Origin of the sequence: Pseudomonas sp. TH04 (genome assembly GCF_016651355.1) — a bacterium.
GTDB lineage: Bacteria > Pseudomonadota > Gammaproteobacteria > Pseudomonadales > Pseudomonadaceae > Aquipseudomonas > Aquipseudomonas fluorescens.
The window spans coordinates 4,692,745-4,718,039 of record NZ_JAEKEA010000001.1; the positions used below are offsets into that span (position 1 = coordinate 4,692,745).

Genomic DNA, 25,295 nt, shown 5'->3' on the forward strand with positions numbered 1-25,295 from the left:
CCATGTTTCCACATTTCAACGCCCTGTACCTTGAAGGCTTGCTCCTGGGCATCGGACTGTTCGCCGCCCCCGGCCCAAAAGACACCTTGGTCATCCGCCAAGGTGTCGGCCGTGGTCCCATCTGGTGGGTGGTCGCTATTTGTGTACTGGCCGATATTCTCCTGATCGCTATCGGCGTGACGGGGTTAGGGGCTGTGCTGAAAAGTTGGCCGGCGGTGATGGCGATATTGCTCGTAACCGGCGCGGCCTATCTGCTGTGGTTCGGTGGTCAGCGCTTGTTGGCCTGCATCCGCAACCTGTCCATGCCGGACACTCAAGGGGGTAACTCGCAAAGGGGGCTAGTACGTACGGCGATAGTGCTTGGCTTCGCCAACCCCTACGCCTGGCTTGATACGGTGGTGCTGATCGGCTCTATCGGTGCGGCCAAGCCCGCTGGCCAGCAAGCACTGTTCGCGACAGGCGCCATGACGGCATCGTTGGTGTGGTTTGTGCTGTTGGCGCTGGGGTGTCAGCGTTTGACATGGCTGTTTCGCGCGCCCGTGGTCTGGCGCTGCTTGGACGCTGGCGTTGCGGTGCTGATGGTTTACCTGGCGGGTATGTTGCTCATTGACTCACTGGATATCTTTCAGATAGTCCTTGAGGGTCATCAGCGGAGCGTTTAGCTCATCAAGGTGGCGGGCCTGTTGCACTTCGGCGGACAGCTTGTGCAGTTCACGCCCGAGTACGGTGTTGGCACCGCCTAACGTATCCAGTGCCTGGGCAATGCACTCATCAAGCTTGCGTTGAATCGTGGCCAAATCCCCCTGACGTACCAACAAGCCGAACACTTCCCGCTCATACCCGTCCATGACCAAATCATCGCGCAGAATCGGGCTCGCGCCTTCGGTCTCATGCACCAGCTTGAGAGCAAAAAGCGCAACAGCTTCCAGCGTCAATTCCATGGTCCCGGCTCCTTAGCGTCTGTGTTCGCCCGTGCATACGCACTTTTCGACAGGCGAAAAAAAAGACCTTGAATTTCAAGGTCTTTCTTTAAGATGGTGCCCCGAGGGAGACTCGAACTCCCACTCCTTTCGAAAACGGATTTTGAATCCGCCGCGTCTACCAATTCCGCCATCAGGGCTCAATGGCGGCGAAGTATAGAGATGAGATTACCGTTGGTCAATCACGTTTCATGGTCTATTTTCACTATTTCCGCTAGACTTCCCGGCCCTGCTAGACGAACCCCATCATGCGCGTTGCTGACTTTACTTTTGAGCTCCCTGATTCGCTGATCGCTCGCCACCCTTTGGCCGAGCGTCGCGCCAGTCGACTGCTGACCCTGGACGGGGTGAGCGGTGCCCTCGCACACCGTCAATTCACTGATTTGCTTGAGCATTTGCGCCCAGGCGATTTGATGGTGTTTAACAATACCCGGGTGATTCCGGCACGGCTGTTTGGCCAGAAAGCGTCCGGCGGCAAGCTGGAAATTCTGGTCGAACGGGTGCTGGACAGCCATCGCGTGCTGGCCCATGTGCGCTCCAGCAAGTCGCCGAAACCGGGGTCGAGCATCCTGATCGATGGCGGTGGCGAGGCCGAGATGGTCGCGCGCCATGACGCGTTGTTCGAACTCAAGTTCGCCGAAGAAGTGTTGCCGCTGCTGGAGCGCGTCGGCCATATGCCGTTGCCTCCTTATATAGACCGCCCCGACGAAGACGCGGATCGCGAGCGCTATCAGACGGTGTACTCCCAGCGTCTGGGTGCGGTGGCCGCGCCAACGGCCGGGCTGCATTTTGACCAGCCGTTGCTGGATGCGATTGCCGCCAAGGGCGTCGAGAGCGCTTATGTGACCCTGCACGTGGGGGCCGGTACGTTTCAGCCGGTGCGTGTGGATAACATCGAAGATCACCATATGCACAGCGAGTGGCTGGAAGTCAGCCAGGATGTCGTGGATGCCGTGGCGGCGTGCAAGGCGCGCGGCGGTCGCGTTGTGGCGGTGGGCACCACCAGCGTGCGTTCGCTGGAGAGTGCGGCGCGTGATGGCGTGCTCAAGCCGTTCAGTGGCGACACCGATATCTTTATTTTCCCGGGCCGGCCGTTCCATGTGGTCGATTGCCTGGTGACCAACTTCCATTTGCCGGAATCCACGCTGTTGATGCTGGTGTCGGCATTTGCCGGTTACCCGGAAACCATGGCCGCGTATCAAGCCGCCATCGCCAACGAGTACCGTTTTTTCAGCTACGGTGATGCGATGTTTATCACCCGTAACCCGGCGCCGACTGCTCCTAAAGAAGCGGGCCCTGAGGAACAACTATGAGTCGTATGTCGTTTGAATTATTGGCTACTGACGGCAAGGCTCGTCGGGGTCGCCTGACCTTTCCACGCGGCACCGTCGAAACCCCGGCTTTCATGCCTGTGGGCACCTATGGCACCGTCAAGGGCATGCTGCCGCGTGACATCGTCGCCACCGGCGCCGAAATCATCCTCGGCAACACGTTCCACCTGTGGCTGCGCCCGGGCACGGAAGTGATCAAGAAGCATGGCGACCTGCATGACTTCATGAAGTGGCAAGGCCCGATCCTCACCGACTCCGGTGGTTTCCAGGTGTTCAGCCTGGGCGCCATGCGCAAGATCAAGGAGGAGGGCGTGACCTTCGCCTCACCGGTCGACGGCTCCAAGGTGTTCATGGGCCCGGAAGAGTCGATGCAGGTGCAGCGCGACCTGGGCTCCGACATCGTGATGATTTTTGACGAGTGCACGCCGTACCCGGCGGATGAAGACGTGGCGCGCATTTCCATGGAGCTGTCGCTGCGTTGGGCTCAGCGTTCGAAGAATGCCCACGGCGATAACACTGCGGCGCTGTTCGGTATCGTCCAGGGCGGCATGCACGAAAGCCTGCGCAAGCGCTCGCTGGAAGGCTTGGACAAGATCGGCTTCGACGGCCTGGCCATCGGCGGTCTGTCGGTGGGCGAGCCCAAGCACGAGATGATCAAGGTGCTGGATTACCTGCCGGGCCTGATGCCGGCTGACAAACCTCGTTACCTTATGGGCGTTGGCAAACCGGAAGATCTCGTAGAGGGTGTGCGCCGCGGTGTGGACATGTTCGATTGCGTGATGCCAACCCGTAATGCCCGCAATGGGCATCTGTTCATCGATACAGGCGTGCTGAAGATCCGTAACGCGTTTCATCGCCATGATGATTCGCCGCTGGATCCCACCTGTGACTGCTACACCTGCCAGAACTTCTCGCGTGCTTATCTGCACCATCTGGACAAGTGCGGGGAAATGCTGGGTAGCATGTTGAATACCATCCACAATTTGCGTCACTACCAAGTCCTGATGGCTGGTTTGCGCGAGGCTATTCAACAGGGTACATTGGCCGCCTTCGTCGATGCCTTCTATGCCAAGCGCGGGCTCCCTGTGCCGCCCTTGGACTGAGTTTTCCGACCCTAAGATTCACTATTTGCAACTGGAGTGCTAAATGAGCTTTTTTATCTCTAATGCCATGGCTGACGCCGCTGCGCCTGCCGCTGCCGGCCCAATGGGCGGTGGTTTCGAGTGGATTTTCCTGGTCGGCTTCCTGGTCATCTTCTACCTGATGATCTGGCGTCCACAGGCCAAGCGCGCCAAAGAGCAGAAAAACCTGCTGGGCAGCCTGCAGAAAGGCGACGAAGTTGTGACCACTGGCGGCATCGCCGGCAAGATCACCAAGGTTTCCGATGCTTTCGTGGTTCTGGAAGTCTCCGACACCGTAGAAATGAAGTTCCAGAAGGGCGCCATCGCCGCCACGCTGCCTAAAGGCACGCTCAAAGCGATCTGAGTAACAACCTTTACCAATCGACGGGGCGCGCAAGGCGCCCCGCGTTATAAGCGGGCGGCGTGATGCTGAACAAATACCCTCTGTGGAAATACGTACTGATCCTGGCGGTGCTGGCGATCGGTTTTATTTATTCCGCTCCCAATCTTTATCCTGATGACCCTGCGATCCAGATCACGGGCGCCAGCACTTCGCTGCAGGTCAATCAGGCAGACCTGGAGCGCGCGAGCAAAGCGCTCACCGATGCGGGCATCCAGGTTAAAGCGGCAACATTGGCGGCTGATGCGAAGGGCGGCTTGTTGCGCCTGACCAAAGCAGAAGACCAACTGCCGGCCAAAGACGTTGTGCGCAAGGCCATGGGTGACGACTACGTTGTCGCGTTGAACCTGGCCCAGACCACGCCAAAATGGCTGCGCAGCATTGGCGCGCACCCGATGAAGCTGGGTCTGGACTTGTCCGGTGGTGTGCACTTCCTGCTGGAAGTCGACATGGACAAAGCCCTCGACGCACGCCTGAAAGTCTACGAAGGCGATGTGAAGAGCCTGCTGCGCAAAGAGAAACTGCGTTATCGCAGCCTGCCGCAGCTCAACGGTGCCATCCAGCTGGGCTTCTCTGACGAAGCTTCCCGCGAACAGGCCCGTGCGCTGATCCGCAAGAACTTCAATGATTTCGACATCGTACCGGCCGACCTGAATGGTCAACCTGTACTGCGTCTGGCGATGACCCCGGCCAAGCTGGCGGAAATCCGCGAATACTCCATCAAGCAGAACTTGACCACGGTACGTAACCGCGTCAACGAGCTGGGTGTGGCCGAGCCGATCGTTCAGCGTCAGGGCGCCAACCGCATCGTGGTTGAATTGCCGGGCGTACAGGACACCGCTGAAGCCAAGCGTATCCTGGGTAAAACGGCCAACCTGGAATTCCGTCTGGCCGCTGAGCCGGGTGCTTCTCGCGCAACTGCCGAAGAGTTCGAGTTCCGTGAAGGTAACCGTCCTCCCGCGTTGATCGAGCGTGGCTTGATCATCACCGGTGACCAGGTGACTGACGCCAAGGCGGGTTTTGACTCGCAGCACGGCACGCCTGAAGTGAATATCCGTCTGGATGGCCATGGCGGCGAGCTGATGAGCCGCGCCACGCGCAGCAACGTCGGTCGCAGCATGGCGGTGATCTTCATCGAGCAGCGCCCAGTCACCACCTACACCAAGCAAATGGTCAACGGCGTCGAGAAAGACGTGCCGGTGCAGACCTTCAAAGAAGAGAAGAAGATCATCAGCCTGGCGACCATCCAGTCGCCGCTGGGTGCTCAATTCCGCATCACTGGCCTGAACGGCCAGGGCGAATCGTCCGAACTGGCGCTGTTGTTGCGTGCCGGTGGCCTGGCGGCGCCGATGTACTTCGCTGAAGAACGCACCATTGGCCCGAGCCTGGGTGCCGACAACATCACCAAGGGTGTCGACGCAGCCTTGTGGGGCATGCTGTTTGTGTCGCTGTTCATCATCGCCATCTACCGCTTCTTCGGCGTCATCGCCACTGTAGCCCTGGCGGGCAACATGGTGATGCTGCTGGCCCTGATGTCGCTGCTGGGCGCTACGCTGACCCTGCCAGGCATCGCCGGTATCGTGCTCACCATGGGCATGGCGGTGGACGCCAACGTACTGATCTTCTCGCGGATTCGTGAAGAGATCGCGGCGGGCATGAGCGTACAACGTGCAATCAACGAAGGCTTCGGCCGGGCATTTACCGCGATTCTCGACTCCAACCTGACCACGTTGCTGGTCGGCGGGATTCTCTTTGCCATGGGCACCGGCCCGGTCAAAGGTTTTGCGGTGACCATGTCCCTCGGTATCTTTACCTCGATGTTCACGGCCATCATGGTGACCCGCGCAATGGTCAACCTGATCTTTGGCGGACGTGACTTCAAGAAGTTGTGGATTTAAGGGGCTGCCATGTTACGTACAATCAACTTCATGGGCGTTCGCAACGTTGCGTTCGGCTTCACCATGGTCCTCACCGTTCTGGCGTTGTTCAGCTGGTTCCATAAGGGGCTGAACTACGGTCTGGATTTCACCGGCGGTACGCTCATCGAGCTGACCTACGAGAAGCCGGCCGACGTGACCCTGGTGCGCAACGAGCTGGTCAAGGCCGGCTATCACGAAGCCATCGTGCAGAGCTTTGGTGCGACCACCGACCTGCTGGTGCGTATGCCCGGCGAAGATCCGCAACTGGGTCATCAGGTCGCCGAGGCCTTGCAGAAGGTCGGCGGCGACAACCCGGCGTCGGTCAAGCGCGTTGAGTTCGTGGGCCCGCAGGTCGGTGAAGAGCTGCGCGACCAGGGCGGCCTCGGCATGCTGATGGCGCTGGCCGGCATCATGATCTACCTGGCTTTCCGCTTTCAGTGGAAGTTCGGCGTCGGCGCCATTGTGTCGCTGATCCACGACGTGATCGTGACCGTGGGTATCCTGGCCTACTTCCAGATTACCTTCGACCTGACGGTATTGGCGGCGGTGCTGGCGATCATCGGTTACTCCCTCAATGACACCATCGTGGTATTCGACCGGGTTCGTGAGAACTTCCGCGTACTGCGCAAGGCGTCGTTGATCGAGAACATCAACGTTTCCACCACTCAGACCCTGCTGCGGACCATGGCGACGTCGATCTCCACCTTGCTGGCGATTGCTGCACTGATGATCTTCGGTGGTGACAACTTGTGGGGCTTCTCGCTGGCGCTGTTCATTGGCGTTCTGGCGGGCACCTACTCGTCGATCTACATCGCCAACGTGGTGCTGATCTGGCTGAACCTCAACAGCGAGGATTTGATCCCGCCTGCCACTACCGGCAAGGAGGTCGACGACCGCCCTTGATGGGCGCTTGTTGACACGCTGTTACAAAGAAGGCGCGAGTATTGAACTCGCGCCTTTTTTTTTGCTCCAAGGCTGGGTATAGCGCGGACGTTTCGGTCCGCTTGTGATGGTCAGGAGGTTCACGTGAACAAGTCGTTGCTGGTTGGTGCGGTATTGGGTGCTGTCGGTGTGACTGCCGGGGGTGCTGTTGCCACCTACAGCCTGGTAAAAAGCGGCCCTGAGTATGCGCAAGTGCTGGCGGTGCAGCCGGTGAAAACCCAGATTAAAACCCCGCGCGAAGTCTGTAAGGACGTCGCCGTGACCCGGCAGAAGCCTGTGCAGGATCAACATCAAATCGTCGGTACCGTGGTGGGTGCGCTGGCAGGTGGCCTATTGGGCAACCAGGTCGGTGGCGGTAATGGCAAGAAGCTGGCGACGGTAGCCGGTGCGGTGGGTGGTGGTTACGCGGGTAACAAGGTTCAGGAAGGTATGCAGAACCGCGATACCTACACCACTACGCAAACTCGCTGTAACACCGTCAACGACATCAGCGACAAGGTTGTCGGCTATGACGTGCGGTACACCCTGGATGGCAAGGAAGGTTCGGTGCGCATGGACCGTGATCCGGGTGGCCAGATTCCAGTCGATAAAGAAGGTCGCCTGATTCTGGGTCAAAACCAGCAGTAATTCCAAGCTGGGTGCGGTTCAACATGTGGGAGCGGGCTTGCTCGCGAAGGCATAGTGTCAATCAGCAGATGTATTGACTGGCCCACCGCTTTCGCGAGCAAGCCCGCTTCCACATCAGGTATCGGTTTAGCTGGAATTGCCGTATCGACCAACACCCAGGCATAAAAAAAGCACCCCTTGGGGTGCTTTTTTGTGCTCGCTCGCTTAGCGCTTCAGCGAAGCCGGCAGGTGCGGCTGGATCGCCGTCAGTACTGCCTTGAAGCATTTGGTGTTGCCGGCAACGACGTGGCCTTTCTCAAGGAAGTCGTGACCACCGGTGAAATCACTCACCAGGCCGCCAGCTTCCTGGATCAGCAGGGCGCCTGCTGCCATGTCCCATTCGGACAGGCCCGACTCCCAGAACGCATCAAAACGACCGGCGGCAACGTAAGCCAGGTCCAGGCTGGCAGCGCCGGCGCGACGGATGCCGGCAGTCTGGCCAACCAGGGCGCGGAACATGCCCAGGTAGTTTTCCAGGTTGTCCATCTGGTCGTCACGGAACGGGAAGCCAGTGCCGAGCAGGGCGCCGTCCAGGCTGGTACGACCGCTTACACGCAGGCGACGACCGTTCAACTGGGCGCCACGGCCACGGCTGGCGGTGAATTCTTCCTGGCGAACCGGGTCGAGCACGACAGCGTGTTCCAGGCGGCCACGGTATTTGCAGGCAATGCTCACCGCAAAGTGTGGGATGCCGCGCAGGAAGTTGGTGGTGCCATCCAGTGGGTCGATGATCCACAGGTAGTCTTCGCCTTCGCCGCTGCCTTTGTGCAAGCCGGTTTCTTCGCCGAGGATGCCGTGGGTAGGGTAGGCCTTGCGCAGCGCGTCGATGATTTTCTGTTCGGCGGCGCGATCCACCTCGGATACATAATCCTTGGCGTCTTTTTCGTCGACCTTGATGGTATCCAGGCGCTCGATGGAGCGGAAGATCAATTCACTGGCGCTGCGGGCGGCGCGCAGCGCGATATTCAGCATGGGCTGCATGGATGTGTCACCTAAGGTTGTTAAAGAAAGCCGGGCATTCTAGCAGAAACTTTCTTCAGGTGAAGGACGACGTTACCTTTCATGGCATAACCTTAGGCTGTTCTGTAAGATTTGCTCCCCTTTCCCGTGTCCGAGAGCGCCTCCCTTGCTGCAAAACATTCGTGTCGTCTTGGTCAATACCAGTCATCCCGGCAATATCGGCGGGGTGGCGCGAGCCATGAAAAACATGGGGCTGACGCGCCTGGTGCTGGTCGAACCGCGCGTGTTCCCGCACCACGAGGCCGATGCCCGTGCGTCCGGCGCCAATGACATTCTGGAAAAAGCCCAGGTTGTCGCCACCCTGGAAGACGCGTTGGTCGGCTGCAACCTGGTGCTCGGCACCAGCGCGCGGGACCGTCGTATCCCTTGGCCGCTGCTGGATCCGCGTGAATGTGGCACCAAAGTGGTGGAAGAGGCCGCCGGCGGCGCAGAAATCGCCTTGGTGTTCGGTCGTGAAGATTCCGGCCTGACCAATGAAGAGCTGCAGCGATGTCATTACCACGTGCACATTCCATCCGACCCTGAGTTCAGCTCGCTGAACCTCGGGGCAGCGGTGCAGGTGTTGAGTTATGAAGTGCGCATGGCCTGGCTGGCCGCTGAAGGTCAGCCGAGCAAGGTAGAGAAGGATGAAGTCGCCTCGACCAAAAGTGGCGAGTTGGCCACGATGGACGAGCTGGAGCGGTTTTATGAGCACCTGGAGCAAACCCTGGTGGCCATCGAGTTCCTCGATCCTGAAAAGCCACGGCACTTGATGGCGCGCCTGCGTCGCCTGTACGGGCGCAGCTCGGTCAGCCGAGCGGAAATGAATATATTGCGTGGCATCCTCACGGAAACCCAGAAAGCGGCCCGTGGCGAGCTTCTTAAGCGGAAGGATTAAAAATGTTCGAGCGTTTGCGAGAAGATATCCAGAGTGTTTTCCACCGTGACCCGGCGGCGCGCAACGCCTTTGAAGTGCTCACCTGCTACCCGGGCATGCACGCGATCTGGATTCACCGCCTGTCCGGCGCCCTGTGGGGTATGGGCTGGAAATGGCTGGCGCGGCTGGTGTCGAACTTCGGTCGCTGGCTGACCGGAATCGAGATTCACCCGGGGGCGAAAGTCGGGCGTCGCTTCTTTATCGACCATGGCATGGGCATCGTGATTGGCGAGACTGCCGAAATCGGTGACGACGTCACCCTTTATCAAGGGGTGACCCTGGGCGGCACTACCTGGAACAAAGGCAAGCGCCACCCGACACTGGGTGACGGTGTGGTGGTGGGGGCGGGCGCCAAGGTGCTTGGCCCGTTTACCGTAGGGGCGGGCGCCAAAGTCGGCTCCAATGCCGTGGTCACCAAGGCCGTGCCGCCTGGCGCAACCGTGGTGGGTATTCCCGGGCGCATCATCGTCAAGCCCGAAGTCGGCGACGAACAGGAAGCCAAGCGTAAGGCCATGGCGCAGAAGATCGGTTTCGATGCCTATGGCGTCAGCGAGGACATGCCTGACCCGGTGGCGCGCGCCATTGGCCAGTTGCTTGACCACTTGCAGGCGGTCGACGGCAAACTGGACGGTATGTGCGGCGCGCTGAAGGAGCTGGGCAGCAGCTACTGCGCCAAGGACCTGCCTGAGCTGCGTGAGGAAGACTTCGCCGAGATCAAGAACGAAGCGGCCACCACCAAGGCTGGCTGAGCGCTCGCAATCACCCAAGCCCCTTGTGGGGGCGGGCTTGCTCGCGAAAGCGGTGTGTCAGTCGCTGAATATACTGGCTGACCCAGCGCCTTCGCGAGCAAGCCCGCTCGCACATGTGGTCTTCGTTGTCTCTGGCAGTGCGGGTTGTCCGTTCGCGCTGTTCCATCCCACCCCACCCTGCTATGATTCGCGCGCCCTTTTTACGGGTAATCCCGACTAAAGCACTAGGTCTTATAGTTGACTTAAATACTCGGGAATCGCATACTTGCTCCCATTCTGAAACACCTTGGTACTTGTCCATGAGACTGACTACAAAAGGCCGATACGCGGTAACCGCCATGCTTGACCTGGCCTTGCACGCGCAAACTGGGCCGGTGTCCCTGGCCGATATCTCCGAGCGCCAAGGCATTTCCCTGTCCTACCTCGAACAGCTGTTCGCCAAATTGCGCCGTAGCAACTTGGTTTCCAGCGTACGTGGGCCAGGTGGCGGCTACCAACTGTCCCGCGACATGCAGGGCATCCAGGTAGCCCAGGTGATCGACGCGGTCAACGAATCCGTCGATGCCACCAAATGCCAGGGTTTGGGTGATTGCCACGCTGGCGACACCTGCCTGACCCACCACTTGTGGTGTGACTTGAGCCTGCAGATCCATGAGTTTTTGAGTGGTATCAGCTTGGCTGATCTTGTGACTCGCCGTGAGGTGCAAGAAGTAGCCCAGCGTCAGGACCAGCGCCGTTGCAATACCAAGGCGCCGCGTCTGGACAAGATCGAAGCGTCCGCCGTCGAGTGACAGCCGCAGAGCTAACGGCACGCCAGCCAGCCTGATTTAGGAGAAAGTCCATGAAATTGCCGATTTACCTTGATTACTCAGCGACCACCCCGGTTGATCCGCGTGTCGCGCAAAAGATGAGCGAATGCCTGCTGGTCGACGGAAACTTCGGCAACCCGGCCTCCCGTTCCCACGTATTCGGCTGGAAAGCCGAGGAAGCGGTCGAGAACGCTCGTCGCCAAGTCGCCGACCTGGTGGGTGCAGACCCGCGCGAAATCGTCTGGACCTCCGGTGCCACTGAATCCGACAACCTGGCAATCAAGGGCGCGGCGCATTTCTACGCGACCAAAGGCAAGCACCTGATCACCACCAAGATTGAGCACAAGGCTGTCCTCGACACCATGCGCCAACTGGAGCGTGAGGGTTTTGAGGTGACCTACCTCGAGCCAACCACCGACGGTATCGTCACCCCGGCCATGATCGAAGCCGCGCTGCGTGAAGACACCATCCTGGTTTCCGTGATCCACGTGAACAACGAAATCGGCACCATCAACGACATCGCAGCCATCGGCGAACTGACCCGCTCCAAGGGCATTCTGCTGCACGTCGACGCTGCTCAGTCCACCGGCAAGGTCGACATTGACCTGTCGAAGCTGAAAGTCGACCTGATGTCGTTCTCCGCCCACAAGACCTACGGCCCTAAAGGCATTGGCGCGCTGTACGTGAGCCGCAAGCCTCGCGTGCGTATCGAAGCCACCATGCACGGCGGCGGTCACGAGCGCGGCATGCGTTCGGGCACCCTGGCGACCCACCAGATCGTCGGCATGGGCGAAGCCTTCCGCGTAGCCAAGGAAGACATGGCTGCTGAAAACGTGCGCATCAAGGCGCTGAGCGATCGCTTCTACAAGCAGGTCGAGAACCTTGAAGAGCTGTACGTCAACGGCAGCATGACTGCCCGCGTACCGCACAACCTGAATTTGAGCTTCAACTACGTCGAAGGCGAGTCGCTGATCATGGCGCTCAAGGACCTGGCGGTTTCGTCCGGTTCGGCCTGCACCTCGGCTTCCCTTGAGCCTTCGTACGTATTGCGCGCCCTGGGCCGCAACGACGAACTGGCACACAGCTCGATCCGCTTTACGTTCGGCCGTTTCACCACCGAAGAGCAAGTCGACTACGCCGCGCAGAAAGTCTGCGAAGCCGTCAACAAGCTGCGCGTTCTGTCGCCGCTGTGGGACATGTACAAAGACGGTGTCGATATTTCCAAGATCGAGTGGGCGGCACACTAACTATAGAAGCCGCCACCCAAGCTCTGTAGGAACGTGGCGGAAAACGCAGACGTTTTTACAGGGTTCCAGAGCGGCCCTGATGAGTGAGGATTCAGTACCATGGCTTACAGCGAAAAGGTCATCGACCACTACGAAAACCCGCGCAACGTCGGCAAGATGAACGCGGAAGACCCTGATGTCGGCACTGGCATGGTCGGCGCTCCGGCGTGCGGCGACGTTATGCGCCTGCAGATCAAGGTCAACGACGCTGGCGTTATCGAAGACGCCAAGTTCAAGACTTACGGCTGCGGTTCCGCCATTGCCTCCAGCTCCCTCGCTACCGAGTGGATGAAAGGCAAGACCCTGGATGAGGCTGTAACCATCAGCAACACCCAGTTGGCCGAAGAACTGGCACTGCCGCCAGTGAAAATTCACTGCTCCGTACTCGCCGAAGACGCTATCAAAGCGGCCGTTCGCGACTACAAGCAGAAGAAAGGCTTGATCTAAGCATTTGGCGACGAGTAAGGAGTCAACGATGGCTATCAGCATGACAGAAGCGGCTGCGCAGCACATTCGCCGCTCCCTGAATGGGCGCGGTAAAGGTGAGGGGATTCGTCTGGGTGTTCGCACCACGGGCTGTTCCGGCCTTGCCTACGTGCTGGAGTTTGTCGACGAGGTAGTTGAAGAGGACCAGGTGTTCGAAAGTCACGGCGAGAAAGTGATCATCGACCCTAAAAGCCTGACCTACCTGGACGGCACCGAACTCGATTTCGTCAAGGAAGGGTTGAACGAGGGCTTCAAGTTCAACAACCCCAACGTACGCGGTGAATGTGGCTGCGGCGAAAGCTTCAACATCTGAGGCTATTTGTGGGTACTCCTTGTCATTTCGCTTTATTCGAGCTGCAGCCGAGCTTTCGGCTGGACCTCGAGCAGCTTGCCACGCGCTACCGAGAATTGGCGCGTGGGGTGCATCCGGACCGCTTCGCTGACGCTTCCGAGCGTGAGCAACGCCTGGCGCTGGAGAAATCCGCCAGCCTCAACGAAGCCTATCAGACGCTTAAAAGCCCCCCGAAGCGCGCGCGTTACCTGCTCGCGATGAACGGTGGCGAGTTGCCGATTGAAGTCACGGTGCACGACCCGGACTTCCTGATGCAGCAGATGCAATGGCGCGAAGAGCTCGAAGACTTGCAGGACGAGGCCGATGTGGCCGGTGTCGCGGTCTTCAAGCGTCGTCTGAAAGTGGCCCAGGATGAACTCAACGAAAGCTTCGCAGCCTGTTGGAATGATGCCGCGCAACGTGAGCAGGCCGAACGCCTGATGCGGCGCATGCAGTTCCTCGACAAGCTCACCTACGAAGTGCGCCAGCTAGAAGAGCGCCTCGACGATTAACCCAGTGCTGCCCGTGTTGCACGCCTGATAGACAGATAAGACCTGATTACCATGGCTCTACTGCAGATCGCCGAACCCGGCCAAAGCCCTCAACCGCACCAGCGTCGTCTGGCGGTCGGGATTGACCTGGGCACCACCAATTCCCTGGTCGCCGCCTTGCGCAGCGGCCTGTCCGAGCCGCTGCCCGACGTTGATGGCCAGGTTATTCTGCCGTCCGCCGTGCGCTATCACGCTGATCGCACCGAAGTCGGTGAGTCGGCGAAGCTGGCGGCGTCTTCCGATCCTTTGAACACCGTGCTGTCGGTCAAGCGCTTGATGGGTCGTGGTCTGTCCGACGTCAAGCAATTGGGCGACCAGCTGCCGTACCGCTTTGTCGGCGGCGAATCCCATATGCCGTTCATCGACACTGTCCAGGGGCCGAAAAGCCCGGTGGAAGTCTCGGCTGATATCCTCAAGGTGCTGCGCCAGCGTGCAGAAACCACCTTGGGCGGTGAATTGGTCGGCGCGGTGATCACCGTTCCTGCGTATTTCGACGACGCCCAGCGCCAAGCCACCAAGGACGCGGCGAAACTCGCCGGTCTGAACGTGCTGCGTTTGCTCAACGAGCCGACGGCGGCCGCTGTGGCCTACGGCCTGGATCAGCACGCCGAAGGCCTGGTCGCGATCTACGACTTGGGCGGCGGCACCTTTGATATTTCGATCCTGCGCCTGACCGGCGGTGTGTTCGAAGTGCTGGCCACCGGCGGCGATACCGCCCTGGGCGGCGATGACTTCGATCACGCGATTGCCGGCTGGATCATCACCAGTGCCGGCTTGTCCGCCGACCTGGACCCGGGCGCGCAGCGTAATTTGCTGCAAACTGCCTGTGCGGCCAAAGAAGCACTGACGGACGCCAACTCTGTAGAGGTTTGCTACGGCTCATGGTCGGCTCAACTGACCCGTGAAGCCTTCGATGCGCTGATCGAGCCGATGGTCGCTCGCAGCCTCAGGGCTTGCCGCCGTGCCGTACGTGACTCCGGTGTTGAGCTGGAAGATGTGGCGGCCGTGGTCATGGTTGGCGGTTCGACCCGTGTGCCGCGCGTGCGCGAAGCCGTCGCCGAAGCCTTTGGTCGCCAGCCGCTGACTGAAATCGACCCGGATCAAGTGGTCGCCATCGGTGCGGCGATCCAGGCCGACACCCTGGCCGGCAACAAGCGCGACGGTGGCGAATTGCTGCTGCTCGACGTGATCCCGCTGTCCCTGGGGCTGGAAACCATGGGCGGCCTGATGGAGAAGGTGATTCCACGCAACACCACCATCCCCGTCGCCCGTGCCCAGGACTTCACCACCTACAAAGACGGCCAGACGGCCATGATGATTCACGTGCTGCAAGGCGAGCGCGAGCTGATCAGCGACTGTCGCTCCCTGGCGCGCTTTGAACTGCGCGGCATCCCGGCGATGGTGGCCGGTGCAGCGAAGATTCGCGTCACCTATCAGGTCGACGCCGATGGCCTGCTCAGCGTGGCTGCGCGTGAGCTGGCCTCGGGCGTTGAAGCCAGCATCCAGGTCAAACCGTCCTACGGTCTGACCGACGGCGAAATCGCCAAGATGCTCAAGGACTCGTTCCAATACGCTGGTGACGACAAGGTCGCCCGCGTACTGCGTGAACAGCAAGTTGATGCCCAGCGCCTGCTTGAAGCGGTGCAGGGTGCCCTTGATGCTGACGGCGAGCGCCTGCTGGATGCCGAAGAGCGCATGGTCATCGACCTGCAGATGCAGGAGTTGACCGAATTGATGAAAGGCAACGATGGTTATGCCATCGAGCAACAGACCAAGCGTTTGTCGCAAGTGACCGATGCTTTTGCCGCCCGTCGTATGGACCAGTCGGTAAAAGCCGCCCTGGCGGGACGCAATCTGAATGAAATCGAGGAATAATTAATGCCGCAGGTCATTTTTCTGCCACACGCCGAGCATTGCCCGGAAGGTATGGTTGTGGAGGCTGAGACCGGCAAGTCCATCCTCGAAGTTGCCCATGACAACCACATCGAGATCGAGAGTGCCTGCGGCGGTGTCTGCGCCTGCACCACCTGCCACTGCGTGATTCGCGAGGGTTTCAACTCTCTGGAAGAAGCGGATGAGCTGGAGGAGGACTTTCTGGATCGCGCCTGGGGCCTGGAGGCGACTTCTCGCCTAAGCTGTCAGGCAAAGGTCGGGACCGAAGACATCACCGTCGAAATTCCGAAATATTCGCTCAACCATGCGGCCGAAGCGCCGCATTGATTCAAGGAAATGTCATGAGCCTGAAATGGGTTGATGTACAAGAAATCGCTATACAACTTGCTGAAGCCCACCCGGAGGTCAATCCTCTGACGGTCAACTTCGTCAAGCTGCGCAATCTGGTGATGGAGCTGCCGGACTTCGACGACATCCCCGACCGGGGTGGCGAAAAGGTTCTGGAGGCGATTCAAGGCCTGTGGATCGAAGAAGCAGACTGAGCCGCCTTTTTACGCAGTTAGGCAATACCCAATAACCCGCGTATAATTCGCGGGTTTAATTTTTCGTAAATTACCGTTTCTGGAGTTACACCATGGCTGTTCAACGTACTTTCTCCATCATCAAGCCTGACGCTGTTGCAAAAAACGTCATCGGCGAGATCACCACTCGTTTCGAAAAAGCCGGCCTGAAGGTTGTAGCTTCGAAACTCAAGCAACTGTCCAAAGCTGAAGCTGAAGGCTTCTACGCTGAGCACAGCGCTCGTGGTTTCTTCGGCGACCTGGTTGCGTTCATGATCTCCGGTCCTGTTGTTGTTCAGGTTCTGGAAGGCGAAAACGCTATCGCTCTGAACCGTGAGCTGATGGGCGCTACCAACCCTAAAGAAGCAGCTGCCGGCACTATCCGTGCTGACTTCGCTGAATCCATCGACGCCAACGCTGTTCACGGTTCGGACTCCGAAGCCGCCGCTGCACGCGAAATCTCGTACTTTTTCGCTGCTACTGAAGTAACCGCTCGCTAAGCATCGGCTTAAAGAGTGAGGGTGAATCCATGACGACATCGACTGTTAAAACCAACCTGCTGGGTCTGACTCAACAGGAAATGGAAAAATTCTTCGACTCAATCGGGGAGAAGCGTTTCCGTGCCGGTCAGGTAATGAAGTGGATTCACCACTTTGGCGTCGACGATTTCGACGCCATGACGAACGTCAGCAAGGCCCTGCGCGACAAGCTCAAGGCCATTGCTGAGGTCCGTGGTCCCGAAGTTGTCAGCGAGGACATCTCCAGCGACGGCACCCGTAAGTGGGTGGTGCGCGTGGCGTCCGGCAGCTGCGTCGAGACCGTGTACATTCCCCAGGGCAAGCGCGGTACTTTGTGCGTTTCGTCCCAGGCAGGCTGTGCCCTGGACTGCAGTTTCTGCTCCACCGGCAAGCAAGGCTTCAATAGCAACCTCACTGCCGCCGAAGTCATCGGCCAGGTGTGGATTGCCAACAAATCCTTTGGCAGCGTCCCGGCGACCGTCGACCGTGCCATCACCAACGTGGTGATGATGGGCATGGGTGAGCCGCTGCTGAACTTCGATAACGTCGTTGCCGCCATGCATTTGATGATGGACGACCTGGGTTACGGCATCTCCAAGCGCCGTGTAACCCTGTCGACCTCCGGCGTGGTGCCGATGATCGATGAGCTGGCCAAGCACATCGACGTCTCCCTGGCGTTGTCGTTGCACGCACCGAATGACGCATTGCGTAACCAATTGGTGCCGATCAACAAGAAGTATCCGCTTAAGATGCTGCTCGAATCTTGCCAGCGTTACATGGCGACCTTGGGCGAAAAGCGTGTGTTGACCATTGAGTACACCCTGCTCAAGGACATCAACGACAAGGTCGAGCACGCGGTCGAGATGATCGAGCTGCTCAAGAACACCCCGTGCAAGATCAACCTGATTCCGTTTAACCCGTTTCCACATTCTGGTTACGAGCGGCCGAGCAACAACGCCATCCGCCGTTTCCAGGATCAACTGCACCAGGCCGGCTACAACGTCACCGTCCGCACCACGCGTGGTGAAGACATTGACGCCGCCTGTGGCCAATTGGTCGGGCAGGTGCTGGATCGCACCCGTCGCAGCGAACGTTATATCGCCGTGCGCGAACTTAACGCCGCCGAAGATTTGCCGCAAATCGCTGTGAATCGAATCTGAGAGAGGATCTCTATGCCCTTGCGCCTTGCGCTGCTTTTACTTTTTACCGGCCTGGTGGCCGGTTGTGTTTCATCGGGCCATGACAGCCCTTTGCAAACCGATAAAGGCCGTGATGAAGCGCGAGTTGCCTATGTGCAATTGGGCTTGGGGTATCTGCGCCAAGGCATGAGCGAGCAGGCCAAGGTGCCGTTGAAAAAGGCTTTGGCGCTGGACAGCGCCGATGCCGACGCGAATGCCGCACTGGCCTTGGTATTCCAGGCTCAGGCCGAGCCCGAACTGGCCGATCAGTATTTCCACAAGGCCTTGGCCGCGCGTCCTGCCGACCCTCGGCTGCTGAACAATTACGGCAGCTTTCTGTTCGAGCAGCAACGTTATGACCAGGCCGCCCGTTATTTCCAACAAGCCAGCGCCGATACTCTCTATCCTGAGCGCTCGCGCGTCTTCGAGAACCTTGGGGTGACCTCGGTGCGTCTTGGCCAGCGCGATAGCGCCCGGCGGCAGCTGGAAAAAGCCCTGCACCTGAACGGTCGTCAGCCACGCGCGTTGCTCGAAATGGCTGAGTTGTCTTACGAAGACAGGCATTATGTGCCGGCACGTGACTATTACGAGCGTTTTAGCCTGCTCAGCGGGCAAAATGCACGTAGTCTATTGCTCGGTGTGCGCCTGGCGACGGTTCATGAAGAACGCGACACGGCCGCACGTTTTGGCCAGCAACTCGAACGACTCTATCCCGGTACGCCGGAATATCAGCAATACCTGTCGGAGCAATGATGAAAGCGGCGCACCCGGAAGTTGTAGCAGCTAATCGCGTAAACCCAGGCGAAACCTTGCGTCAGGCCCGCGAAAGCAATGGTTGGTCGCTGGCAGAAGTGGCCCTCAAGCTCAATTTGACCGCCACGTCCCTGGGCAACCTGGAAGCCGGCGCGTTCGACAAGCTGCCTGGGCATACCTTTGCCCGCGGCTATATCCGCGCCTATGCCAAGTTGCTGGGCATTGACCAAACCGTACTGGTTCAAGCGTTCGATCAATTCACCGGCACCGACTCCCAGGGCAGCAATGTGCATGGCCTCGGTCGCATCGAAGAGCCGGTGCGGGTTTCCCACACGATTTTGCGTATTGTCAGCCTCTTGCTGTTGATCGCGGTGATCGGCGGCGGCTTCGTCTGGTGGCAGGACCAAGCCTCCCAGCGCACCAAGGACCTGACCAGCAACGCCCTGGAGCACGTCGAAGTCGAAAGCGCCGACGGCACCACCCAGATTCATCCGCTGGATGAGCCGGAAGACCAGGCTGTTGCTCAAGGGCAGGCCGCGCCAGAAGCGCCGGCCACCGCCGAGCAACCTGCACCGGAAGCCACCACGGCACCTGCTGCGACTGCCGTCGTGCCCGCTCCGACGGTGCCTGCCACTGCGGCGGCCCCGGTGGCCCAGGCACATGCGCCAGCCGCGCCGGCACAGGCTCCAGCAGCCGTTGCACCGGCAGCGCCGGCAGTCTCGCCACCTACCACGCCGGTCTTGGCGGCCGGCGATGGGCATATCCAGATTACCTTCATCGCTGACTGCTGGACGCAAGTCACCGATGGCAATGGCAAAGTGCTGTTTAGCGGTTTGAAGCGTAAGGGAGATACGCTTGACCAAGGCGGCAAGCCTCCGTTGACGCTGCGTCTGGGTTATGCCCGTGGCGCGCAAGTGGCCTACAACGGCCAGCCTGTGGACGTGGCGCCGTTCACCAGTGGCGAGACCGCTCGCCTCAAGTTGGGACAATAGTCATGCACGGCGAATCTCCAATCAAACGTCGCGTATCGCGCAAGATCTGGGTCGGCTCGGTGCCGGTGGGTGGCGATGCCCCTATCGCGGTGCAGAGCATGACCAACAGCGACACCAATGATGTCGCCGCCACCGTCGCCCAGATCAACCGTCTGGAAGCGGCCGGTGTCGACATCGTGCGGGTTTCCGTACCGGACATGGACGCTGCCGAAGCATTTGGTCGCATCAAGCAACTGGTCAAGGTGCCGCTGGTTGCCGACATTCACTTCGACTACAAGATCGCATTGCGCGTGGCCGAACTGGGCGTCGACTGCCTGCGCATCAACCCGGGCAACATCGGTCGCGAAGACCGTGTGCGCGCGGTGGTGGATGCGGCGCGTGACCGCGGGATTCCGATCCGTATCGGCGTCAACGCCGGTTCCCTGGAAAAAGACCTGCAAAAAAAATACGGCGAGCCGACCCCGGCGGCGCTGGTTGAATCGGCGCTGCGCCACGTTGAACACCTTGAACGCCTGAATTTCCAGGACTTCAAGGTCAGCGTAAAGGCCTCCGACGTGTTCATGGCGGTAGAAGCCTACCGCCTGCTGGCCAAGGAAATCGTGCAGCCGCTGCACCTGGGTATCACTGAAGCGGGTGGTTTGCGCTCAGGCACAGTGAAATCTGCGGTGGGTCTCGGTATGCTGCTCGCCGAAGGGATTGGCGATACTATCCGCATCTCCCTGGCGGCAGACCCCGTAGAGGAAGTGAAAGTCGGCTACGACATTCTCAAATCCCTGCGTTTGCGTTCCCGTGGCATCAACTTCATTGCCTGCCCGAGTTGCTCGCGGCAGAACTTCGACGTGGTGAAAACCATGAACGACCTGGAGATGCGCCTCGAAGACCTGCTGGTTCCGCTCGATGTTGCGGTGATCGGGTGTGTGGTCAACGGCCCGGGTGAAGCCAAAGAGGCGCATGTAGGCCTGACCGGCGGCACCCCGAACCTGATTTACATCGACGGCAAGCCGTCACAGAAGTTAACGAATGACAATCTGGTGGATGAGTTGGAAAAGCTGATCCGCCAGAAAGCGGCCGAGAAGGTCGCGGCTGACGCAGCGCTGATCGCGCGCGGCTAAGAACGAATTTAAGGATTAGATGTGAGCAAGTCTCTGCAAGCCATTCGTGGCATGAACGACATCCTGCCGGAGCAGACGCCACTGTGGCGCTACTTCGAGAACACGGTCGCGCGCCTGCTGGATAACTACGGTTACAAGCAGATCCGCATGCCGATCGTCGAATTCACCGAGCTGTTCAAGCGCTCCATCGGCGAAGTGACCGACATCGTCGAAAAAGAGATGTACACCTTTGAAGACCGTAACGGCGACTCCCTGACCTTGCGTCCGGAAGGTACCGCCGCTTGCGTGCGTGCCGTGCTCGAGCATGGCCTCACCGGTGGTGGCCAGCCCCAGAAGTTGTGGTACATCGGCCCGATGTTCCGCCACGAGCGCCCGCAGAAAGGCCGTTATCGCCAGTTCCACCAGATCGGCCTCGAGGTGTTCAACCTCGATGGTCCGGACATCGACGCCGAGCTGATCGTGCTGACCTGGCGCCTGTGGGGCCTGCTCGGCATCCGCGACGCGGTCAAGCTTGAACTCAACAGCCTGGGCACCAGCGAATCCCGGGGTCGCTATCGCGTCGCCCTGGTCGAATACCTGTCTGCTCACTTGGACAAATTGGATGAAGACAGCCAGCGCCGTCTGAAAACCAACCCGTTGCGCGTCCTTGATACCAAGAACGCCGAGACCCAGGCCGTACTGGTCGACGCGCCGAAAATGGCCGACTACCTGGACGACGAATCCCGCGTGCACTTCGAGGGCCTCAAGGCTCGCCTGGATGCAGCCGGTATTCCCTACGTGATCAACCCTAAACTGGTTCGTGGCCTCGATTACTACAGCAAGACCGTATTCGAGTGGGTCACCGACAAGCTTGGCGCCCAAGGCACCGTATGTGCCGGTGGTCGCTACGACGGCCTGGTCGAGCAAATGGGCGGCAAGCCGACCACCGGCGTGGGTTTTGCGATGGGTATCGAGCGGCTGATCCTGCTGCTGGAAACCCTGGAGCAGGTCCCGGAAGAAATCTCCCGTCAGGTGGACGTGTACCTCTGCGCCTTTGGCGAGGCCGCCGAACTGGCAGCCCTGGCCCTGAGCGAAAAAGTGCGTGACCAGTTGCCGAACCTGCGCCTGCAGATCAATGCCGGCGCCGGCAGCTTCAAGAGCCAGTTCAAGAAGGCCGACAAGAGCGGTGCGCTGTATGCACTGATCCTGGGCGATGACGAACTGGCCCAGCAAGTGATAGGTTTCAAACCCCTGCGTGGTCAGGGCGAGCAACAGAACATTGCCTTTGATGCGCTCGCCGCGCACTTGGCCACCTGCGTCGTGCAGGGTTGAAGCTGTCGAACAGCCGAATTTAGCGATTAAGGAGTATTGGGGTGTCGAGTACTGATGATGAGCAGATGGCCGAGTTCAAGGACTGGTGGCAGCGTAACGGCAAGCCTCTGGTTACTGGCGGCCTGCTGGCTTTAGTGGTGGTGTTCGGCTGGCAAGCCTGGCACAAGTATCAGGCCAACCAGTCCCAAGGCGCCTCGGTCCTCTATCAGCAATTGCTGGAAACCACCCTGACGCCGAACGGCAAGCCCGATCCTGCCCAAGTGGCGGAGCTGGCCGGCAAGCTGAAAAGCGAGTTCGGCGGTAGCACTTACGCCCAGTACGGCAGCCTGTTCGTCGCGAAAGTCGCGGTCGACACCGGCAAGCTGGACGACGCAGCCACTGAGCTGAAGGCCATCGCCGACAAGCCGACGAACCCGACCCTGGGTGAAATCGCACGTCAGCGCCTGGCTCAGGTATTGGCGGCACAGAACAAGGCTGACGAAGCACTCAAACTGCTCGACGGCGATGCTGACAAGGCATTCGTGGCCACTCGCGAAGAGCTCAAGGGCGACCTTTTGGTCCAATTGGGTCGTACCGACGAAGCCCATGCTGCGTACCAAAAAGCCAAAGCGGCGCTGTCTGATGAAGCGGCGGTCGGTGGCTTACAAATCAAGCTGGACGACTTGGCCAAAGGGGATGCGTGACGTGATCCGTTGGAAACATGCAGCATTGCTGGCTCTGGCCGTTCTGGCCGCGGGTTGCAGCAGCAACAGTAAAAAAGAACTGCCTCCTGCCGAGCTGACCAGCTTCAAGGAAGAAGTGGTCCTGCAAAAGCAGTGGAGCCGCTCCGTGGGTGATGGTCAGGGCGACCTGTACAACCTGTTGCAGCCGGCAATCGACGGCGACAACATTGTGGCCACTGACTCCACCGGCGTGATCATTGCCATGGATCGCATGAATGGCGACGTCAAGTGGAAGAAAGACCTCGAGCTGCCGGTTTCCGGTGGTGTGGGCGTCGGCTACGGCATGGTGCTGGTGGGTACGCTCAAGGGCGACGTGGTTGCTCTGGACTCCGCATCGGGTGAAGAGAAATGGCGCGCTCGCGTGACCAGTGAAGTGCTCTCCGCGCCTGCCACCAACGGCGATATCGTCGTGGTGCAAACCCAGGACGACCGTGTGATTGGCCTGGATGCCGCCACCGGCAACCAGCGCTGGTTGTACGACAGCACCCCAGCGGTGTTGACCCTGCGCGGCACCAGTGGTCCGATTGTGACCAACAACCTGGCCATTGCAGGCCTGTCGACCGGTAAAGTGGTCGCCCTGGATACCCAGAACGGCGTGCCGGCCTGGGAAACCCGTGTGGCAATCCCTCAGGGTCGTTCCGAGCTGGATCGCGTGGTGGACATCGACGGCGGCTTGCTGCTGTCGGGCGAAACCATCTACGTCGCCACCTACCAGGGCCGCGTTGCGGCGCTGGACCTGCAAAGCGGCCGCATCAACTGGCAGCGTGATGCTTCCAGCTATGCGGGTGTCGCCCAAGGGTTTGGCAGCGTCTACGTAAGCCTGGCGTCCGGCACCGTTGAAAGTGTTGACGAGCGTTCCACCACTGCATTGTGGAGCAACGACTCCCTGGCCCGCCGTCAATTGTCGGCACCGGAAGTGTTCTCCAGCTACGTAGCGGTAGGTGACTTCGAAGGTTACCTGCATCTGCTGAGCCAGGTGGACGGTCGTTTTGTCGGCCGCGAGCGTATCGACAGCGACGGCTTGCGTGCCCGTCCGCTGGTTGTGGGTAACATGCTTTACGTGTTTGGCAACAGCGGCAAGCTGGAAGCCCTGACCATCAAGTAAAGAACCATGCTTGGGGTAAAACCCAGGCGGCCCCGCTTCGGCGGGGCATGCGGCATTTGAATATGCTGCCCCGAGCACCAGCCGCTGCCTTGCAGCGGCTTTTGTATTTTCTGAAATAACGAAGTGGAGAGCCGCATGGTTCCCGTAATCGCCCTGGTGGGCCGACCTAACGTCGGCAAGTCCACCTTGTTCAACCGCCTGACCAGGACTCGCGACGCCATTGTCGGCGACTTGTCCGGTCTGACCCGTGATCGCCAATACGGTGAGGCAAAGTGGCAAGGGCGCTCCTACATTATTGTCGACACCGGTGGTATCTCCGGTGACGAGCATGGCATGGACGAAAAGATGGCCGAGCAGTCGCTGCTGGCCATTGAAGAAGCCGATGTCGTGTTGTTCCTGGTGGACGCCCGTGCGGGCTACACCGCTGCCGACCAGATGATTGGCGAGCACCTGCGCAAGCGTAACAAGCGGTCCTATTTGGTCGCCAACAAGATCGATAACATCGATCCTGAGGCTGCCCGTGCCGAGTTCAGCCCGATGGGCCTGGGCGACGCGATTCCGGTCGCCGGTGCGCACGGTCGCGGCATCACCCAGATGCTGGAAATCGCCTTGCGCGACTTCCCCAAGGATGACGACGAAGAAGAGGGCGAAGCAGAGATCGTCGCCGAAGGTGAGGAAGCCAAGCGCATTCCTGGCCCGAGCGAAAAAGACGGTATCAAGATCGCCATCATTGGTCGCCCGAACGTCGGCAAGTCGACGCTGGTTAACCGCATGCTCGGTGAAGACCGGGTCATCGTGTATGACCAACCCGGCACCACCCGTGACAGTATCTACATCCCGTTCGAGCGTAACGACGAGAAGTACACGCTGATCGACACCGCCGGTGTGCGCAAGCGCGGCAAGATCCACGAGGAAGTTGAAAAGTTCTCGGTGGTCAAAACCCTGCAGGCGATCAAAGACGCCAACGTGGTGATCTTCGTGATGGACGCCCGCGAAGGCGTGGTGGACCACGACCTCAACTTGCTGGGCTTTGCCCTGGAAGCCGGTCGCGCCCTGGTGATCGCAATCAACAAGTGGGACGGCATGACGCCCAGCGAGCGCGATTTCGTCAAGATCGAGCTGCAGCGTCGCCTGTTCTTCGTTGAGTTCGCCGATATCCACTTTATCTCGGCACTGCACGGCACCGGCGTGGGCAACCTCTACGCTTCCGTACAGAACTCGTTCAAGTCCGCGGTTACCCGCTGGCCGACCAACCGTCTGACCCAGATCCTGGAAGACGCCGTCGGCGAGCACGCACCGCCGATGGTCAACAACCGCCGCATCAAACTGCGTTACGCCCACTTGGGTGGTGCCAACCCGCCGATTATCGTGATTCACGGTAACCAGATCGAGAAGGTGCCAAAGTCCTATGTGCGTTACCTGGAAAACACCTACCGCCGTGTCTTGAAACTGGTCGGTACGCCGATCCGTATCGAGTTCAAGGGTGGCGAGAACCCATACGAGGGCAACAAGAACACCTTGACTGACCGTCAGGTGAACAAGAAGCGTCGTTTGATGACTCACCACAAAAAGGCTGACAAGAAGCGCCGCGACAAGAAATAACCGCCGCTTCACGTTGTAGGCTGCACGCTGCAAGAGAGGGCT

28 protein-coding genes and 1 tRNA gene are annotated in these 25,295 nt (G+C 59.6%); 26 read left to right on the top strand and 3 right to left on the bottom strand.

Translation table 11 applies throughout. The features are described from left to right. Positions 1 to 2: 2 nt before the first annotated feature. A complete protein-coding gene (locus tag JFT85_RS21095) occupies positions 3 to 662 on the top strand; it encodes a LysE/ArgO family amino acid transporter (protein ID WP_053257888.1) in 660 nt (219 codons plus the stop codon). Here the strand turns inward: JFT85_RS21095 and JFT85_RS21100 are convergent. Then, positions 612 to 941, bottom strand: a complete 330-nt coding sequence (locus JFT85_RS21100) for a hypothetical protein (RefSeq protein ID WP_069551707.1) — start codon at positions 939 to 941, stop codon at positions 612 to 614. The genes JFT85_RS21095 and JFT85_RS21100 overlap by 51 nt on opposite strands. Positions 942 to 1,035: 94 nt before the next feature. After that, a tRNA-Leu gene (locus JFT85_RS21105) sits at positions 1,036 to 1,120 on the bottom strand. A 108-nt stretch (positions 1,121 to 1,228) separates the two neighbouring features. On the opposite strand from JFT85_RS21105, the gene queA reads away from it, so the two are divergent. The 6 genes from queA (at position 1,229) to JFT85_RS21135 (ending at position 7,320) form a co-directional block, all read left to right on the top strand. Further along, the gene (gene queA / locus JFT85_RS21110) at positions 1,229 to 2,293 is read left to right on the top strand and encodes a tRNA preQ1(34) S-adenosylmethionine ribosyltransferase-isomerase QueA (protein WP_069551706.1); all 1,065 of its coding nucleotides are present in this window, start codon (positions 1,229 to 1,231) and stop codon (positions 2,291 to 2,293) included. Positions 2,294 to 2,298: 5 nt separating this feature from the next. Then, positions 2,299 to 3,414 carry a tRNA guanosine(34) transglycosylase Tgt gene (tgt, locus tag JFT85_RS21115; protein ID WP_003175976.1) on the top strand — a complete coding sequence of 372 codons (1,116 nt, stop codon included), beginning with the start codon at positions 2,299 to 2,301 and terminating at the stop codon, positions 3,412 to 3,414. A gap of 43 nt (positions 3,415 to 3,457) precedes the next feature. Further along, on the top strand, positions 3,458 to 3,796 hold the full coding sequence (gene yajC, locus JFT85_RS21120; protein WP_003175975.1) for a preprotein translocase subunit YajC: 339 nt from the start codon (positions 3,458 to 3,460) through the stop codon (positions 3,794 to 3,796). A gap of 62 nt (positions 3,797 to 3,858) precedes the next feature. After that, entirely contained in the window at positions 3,859 to 5,730 is a 1,872-nt protein-coding gene (gene secD, locus JFT85_RS21125; RefSeq protein ID WP_053257885.1) for a protein translocase subunit SecD, read from the top strand. Between the two features lie 9 nt (positions 5,731 to 5,739). Continuing rightward, positions 5,740 to 6,654: a protein translocase subunit SecF gene (gene secF / locus JFT85_RS21130; RefSeq protein ID WP_053257884.1), complete on the top strand. Its 915-nt coding sequence runs from the start codon at positions 5,740 to 5,742 to the stop codon at positions 6,652 to 6,654. 123 nt (positions 6,655 to 6,777) lie between these two features. Continuing rightward, positions 6,778 to 7,320: a glycine zipper 2TM domain-containing protein gene (locus tag JFT85_RS21135; protein ID WP_053257883.1), complete on the top strand. Its 543-nt coding sequence runs from the start codon at positions 6,778 to 6,780 to the stop codon at positions 7,318 to 7,320. A gap of 204 nt (positions 7,321 to 7,524) precedes the next feature. Here JFT85_RS21135 and suhB read toward each other — a convergent pair whose 3' ends face one another. Further along, a complete protein-coding gene (suhB, locus tag JFT85_RS21140) occupies positions 7,525 to 8,340 on the bottom strand; it encodes a type III secretion system regulator SuhB (RefSeq protein ID WP_003175971.1) in 816 nt (271 codons plus the stop codon). Between the two features lie 145 nt (positions 8,341 to 8,485). Here suhB and trmJ point away from each other — a divergent pair, with 145 nt between their 5' ends. The 19 genes from trmJ (at position 8,486) to der (ending at position 25,253) form a co-directional block, all read left to right on the top strand. Beyond that, complete coding sequence (trmJ, locus tag JFT85_RS21145) at positions 8,486 to 9,256, top strand: tRNA (cytosine(32)/uridine(32)-2'-O)-methyltransferase TrmJ (RefSeq protein ID WP_003210307.1); 771 nt, start codon at positions 8,486 to 8,488, stop codon at positions 9,254 to 9,256. Positions 9,257 to 9,258: 2 nt separating this feature from the next. Further along, positions 9,259 to 10,044 (top strand): serine O-acetyltransferase, encoded by a 786-nt coding sequence (cysE, locus tag JFT85_RS21150; protein WP_053257882.1) that lies wholly within the window; start codon positions 9,259 to 9,261, stop codon positions 10,042 to 10,044. Between the two features lie 299 nt (positions 10,045 to 10,343). Then, entirely contained in the window at positions 10,344 to 10,835 is a 492-nt protein-coding gene (iscR, locus tag JFT85_RS21155) for a Fe-S cluster assembly transcriptional regulator IscR (protein WP_003194020.1), read from the top strand. Positions 10,836 to 10,885: 50 nt separating this feature from the next. After that, complete coding sequence (locus JFT85_RS21160; RefSeq protein ID WP_053257881.1) at positions 10,886 to 12,100, top strand: IscS subfamily cysteine desulfurase; 1,215 nt, start codon at positions 10,886 to 10,888, stop codon at positions 12,098 to 12,100. 99 nt (positions 12,101 to 12,199) lie between these two features. After that, positions 12,200 to 12,586 (top strand): Fe-S cluster assembly scaffold IscU, encoded by a 387-nt coding sequence (gene iscU, locus JFT85_RS21165; RefSeq protein ID WP_003175965.1) that lies wholly within the window; start codon positions 12,200 to 12,202, stop codon positions 12,584 to 12,586. A gap of 28 nt (positions 12,587 to 12,614) precedes the next feature. Next, positions 12,615 to 12,938, top strand: a complete 324-nt coding sequence (iscA, locus tag JFT85_RS21170; RefSeq protein ID WP_003209680.1) for an iron-sulfur cluster assembly protein IscA — start codon at positions 12,615 to 12,617, stop codon at positions 12,936 to 12,938. Between the two features lie 8 nt (positions 12,939 to 12,946). After that, positions 12,947 to 13,468 (top strand): co-chaperone HscB, encoded by a 522-nt coding sequence (gene hscB / locus JFT85_RS21175; protein ID WP_053257880.1) that lies wholly within the window; start codon positions 12,947 to 12,949, stop codon positions 13,466 to 13,468. Positions 13,469 to 13,519: 51 nt separating this feature from the next. Beyond that, positions 13,520 to 15,382, top strand: coding sequence for a Fe-S protein assembly chaperone HscA (gene hscA, locus JFT85_RS21180; RefSeq protein ID WP_053257879.1), 1,863 nt, complete (start codon positions 13,520 to 13,522; stop codon positions 15,380 to 15,382). A gap of 3 nt (positions 15,383 to 15,385) precedes the next feature. Beyond that, entirely contained in the window at positions 15,386 to 15,727 is a 342-nt protein-coding gene (gene fdx, locus JFT85_RS21185) for an ISC system 2Fe-2S type ferredoxin (protein WP_053257878.1), read from the top strand. Positions 15,728 to 15,741: 14 nt separating this feature from the next. After that, positions 15,742 to 15,942 (top strand): Fe-S cluster assembly protein IscX, encoded by a 201-nt coding sequence (iscX, locus tag JFT85_RS21190; RefSeq protein WP_003238461.1) that lies wholly within the window; start codon positions 15,742 to 15,744, stop codon positions 15,940 to 15,942. A 92-nt stretch (positions 15,943 to 16,034) separates the two neighbouring features. Further along, the gene (gene ndk / locus JFT85_RS21195; protein ID WP_003175956.1) at positions 16,035 to 16,460 is read left to right on the top strand and encodes a nucleoside-diphosphate kinase; all 426 of its coding nucleotides are present in this window, start codon (positions 16,035 to 16,037) and stop codon (positions 16,458 to 16,460) included. Between the two features lie 29 nt (positions 16,461 to 16,489). Next, entirely contained in the window at positions 16,490 to 17,638 is a 1,149-nt protein-coding gene (gene rlmN / locus JFT85_RS21200) for a 23S rRNA (adenine(2503)-C(2))-methyltransferase RlmN (RefSeq protein WP_201230373.1), read from the top strand. 12 nt (positions 17,639 to 17,650) lie between these two features. Then, complete coding sequence (gene pilW, locus JFT85_RS21205) at positions 17,651 to 18,409, top strand: type IV pilus biogenesis/stability protein PilW (protein ID WP_053257876.1); 759 nt, start codon at positions 17,651 to 17,653, stop codon at positions 18,407 to 18,409. Further along, on the top strand, positions 18,409 to 19,401 hold the full coding sequence (locus JFT85_RS21210; protein ID WP_053257875.1) for a RodZ domain-containing protein: 993 nt from the start codon (positions 18,409 to 18,411) through the stop codon (positions 19,399 to 19,401). Before pilW ends, JFT85_RS21210 begins: the two co-directional genes overlap by 1 nt. 2 nt (positions 19,402 to 19,403) lie before the next feature. Then, positions 19,404 to 20,513: a flavodoxin-dependent (E)-4-hydroxy-3-methylbut-2-enyl-diphosphate synthase gene (gene ispG, locus JFT85_RS21215; RefSeq protein ID WP_053257874.1), complete on the top strand. Its 1,110-nt coding sequence runs from the start codon at positions 19,404 to 19,406 to the stop codon at positions 20,511 to 20,513. A 21-nt stretch (positions 20,514 to 20,534) separates the two neighbouring features. Next, a complete protein-coding gene (gene hisS, locus JFT85_RS21220; RefSeq protein ID WP_053257873.1) occupies positions 20,535 to 21,824 on the top strand; it encodes a histidine--tRNA ligase in 1,290 nt (429 codons plus the stop codon). A gap of 65 nt (positions 21,825 to 21,889) precedes the next feature. Next, entirely contained in the window at positions 21,890 to 22,507 is a 618-nt protein-coding gene (locus tag JFT85_RS21225) for a tetratricopeptide repeat protein (protein ID WP_169875669.1), read from the top strand. Next, positions 22,500 to 23,651, top strand: a complete 1,152-nt coding sequence (bamB, locus tag JFT85_RS21230; protein WP_053257871.1) for an outer membrane protein assembly factor BamB — start codon at positions 22,500 to 22,502, stop codon at positions 23,649 to 23,651. Before JFT85_RS21225 ends, bamB begins: the two co-directional genes overlap by 8 nt. A gap of 135 nt (positions 23,652 to 23,786) precedes the next feature. Continuing rightward, a complete protein-coding gene (gene der, locus JFT85_RS21235; RefSeq protein ID WP_187601421.1) occupies positions 23,787 to 25,253 on the top strand; it encodes a ribosome biogenesis GTPase Der in 1,467 nt (488 codons plus the stop codon). The last annotated feature ends 42 nt before the right edge of the window (positions 25,254 to 25,295 follow it).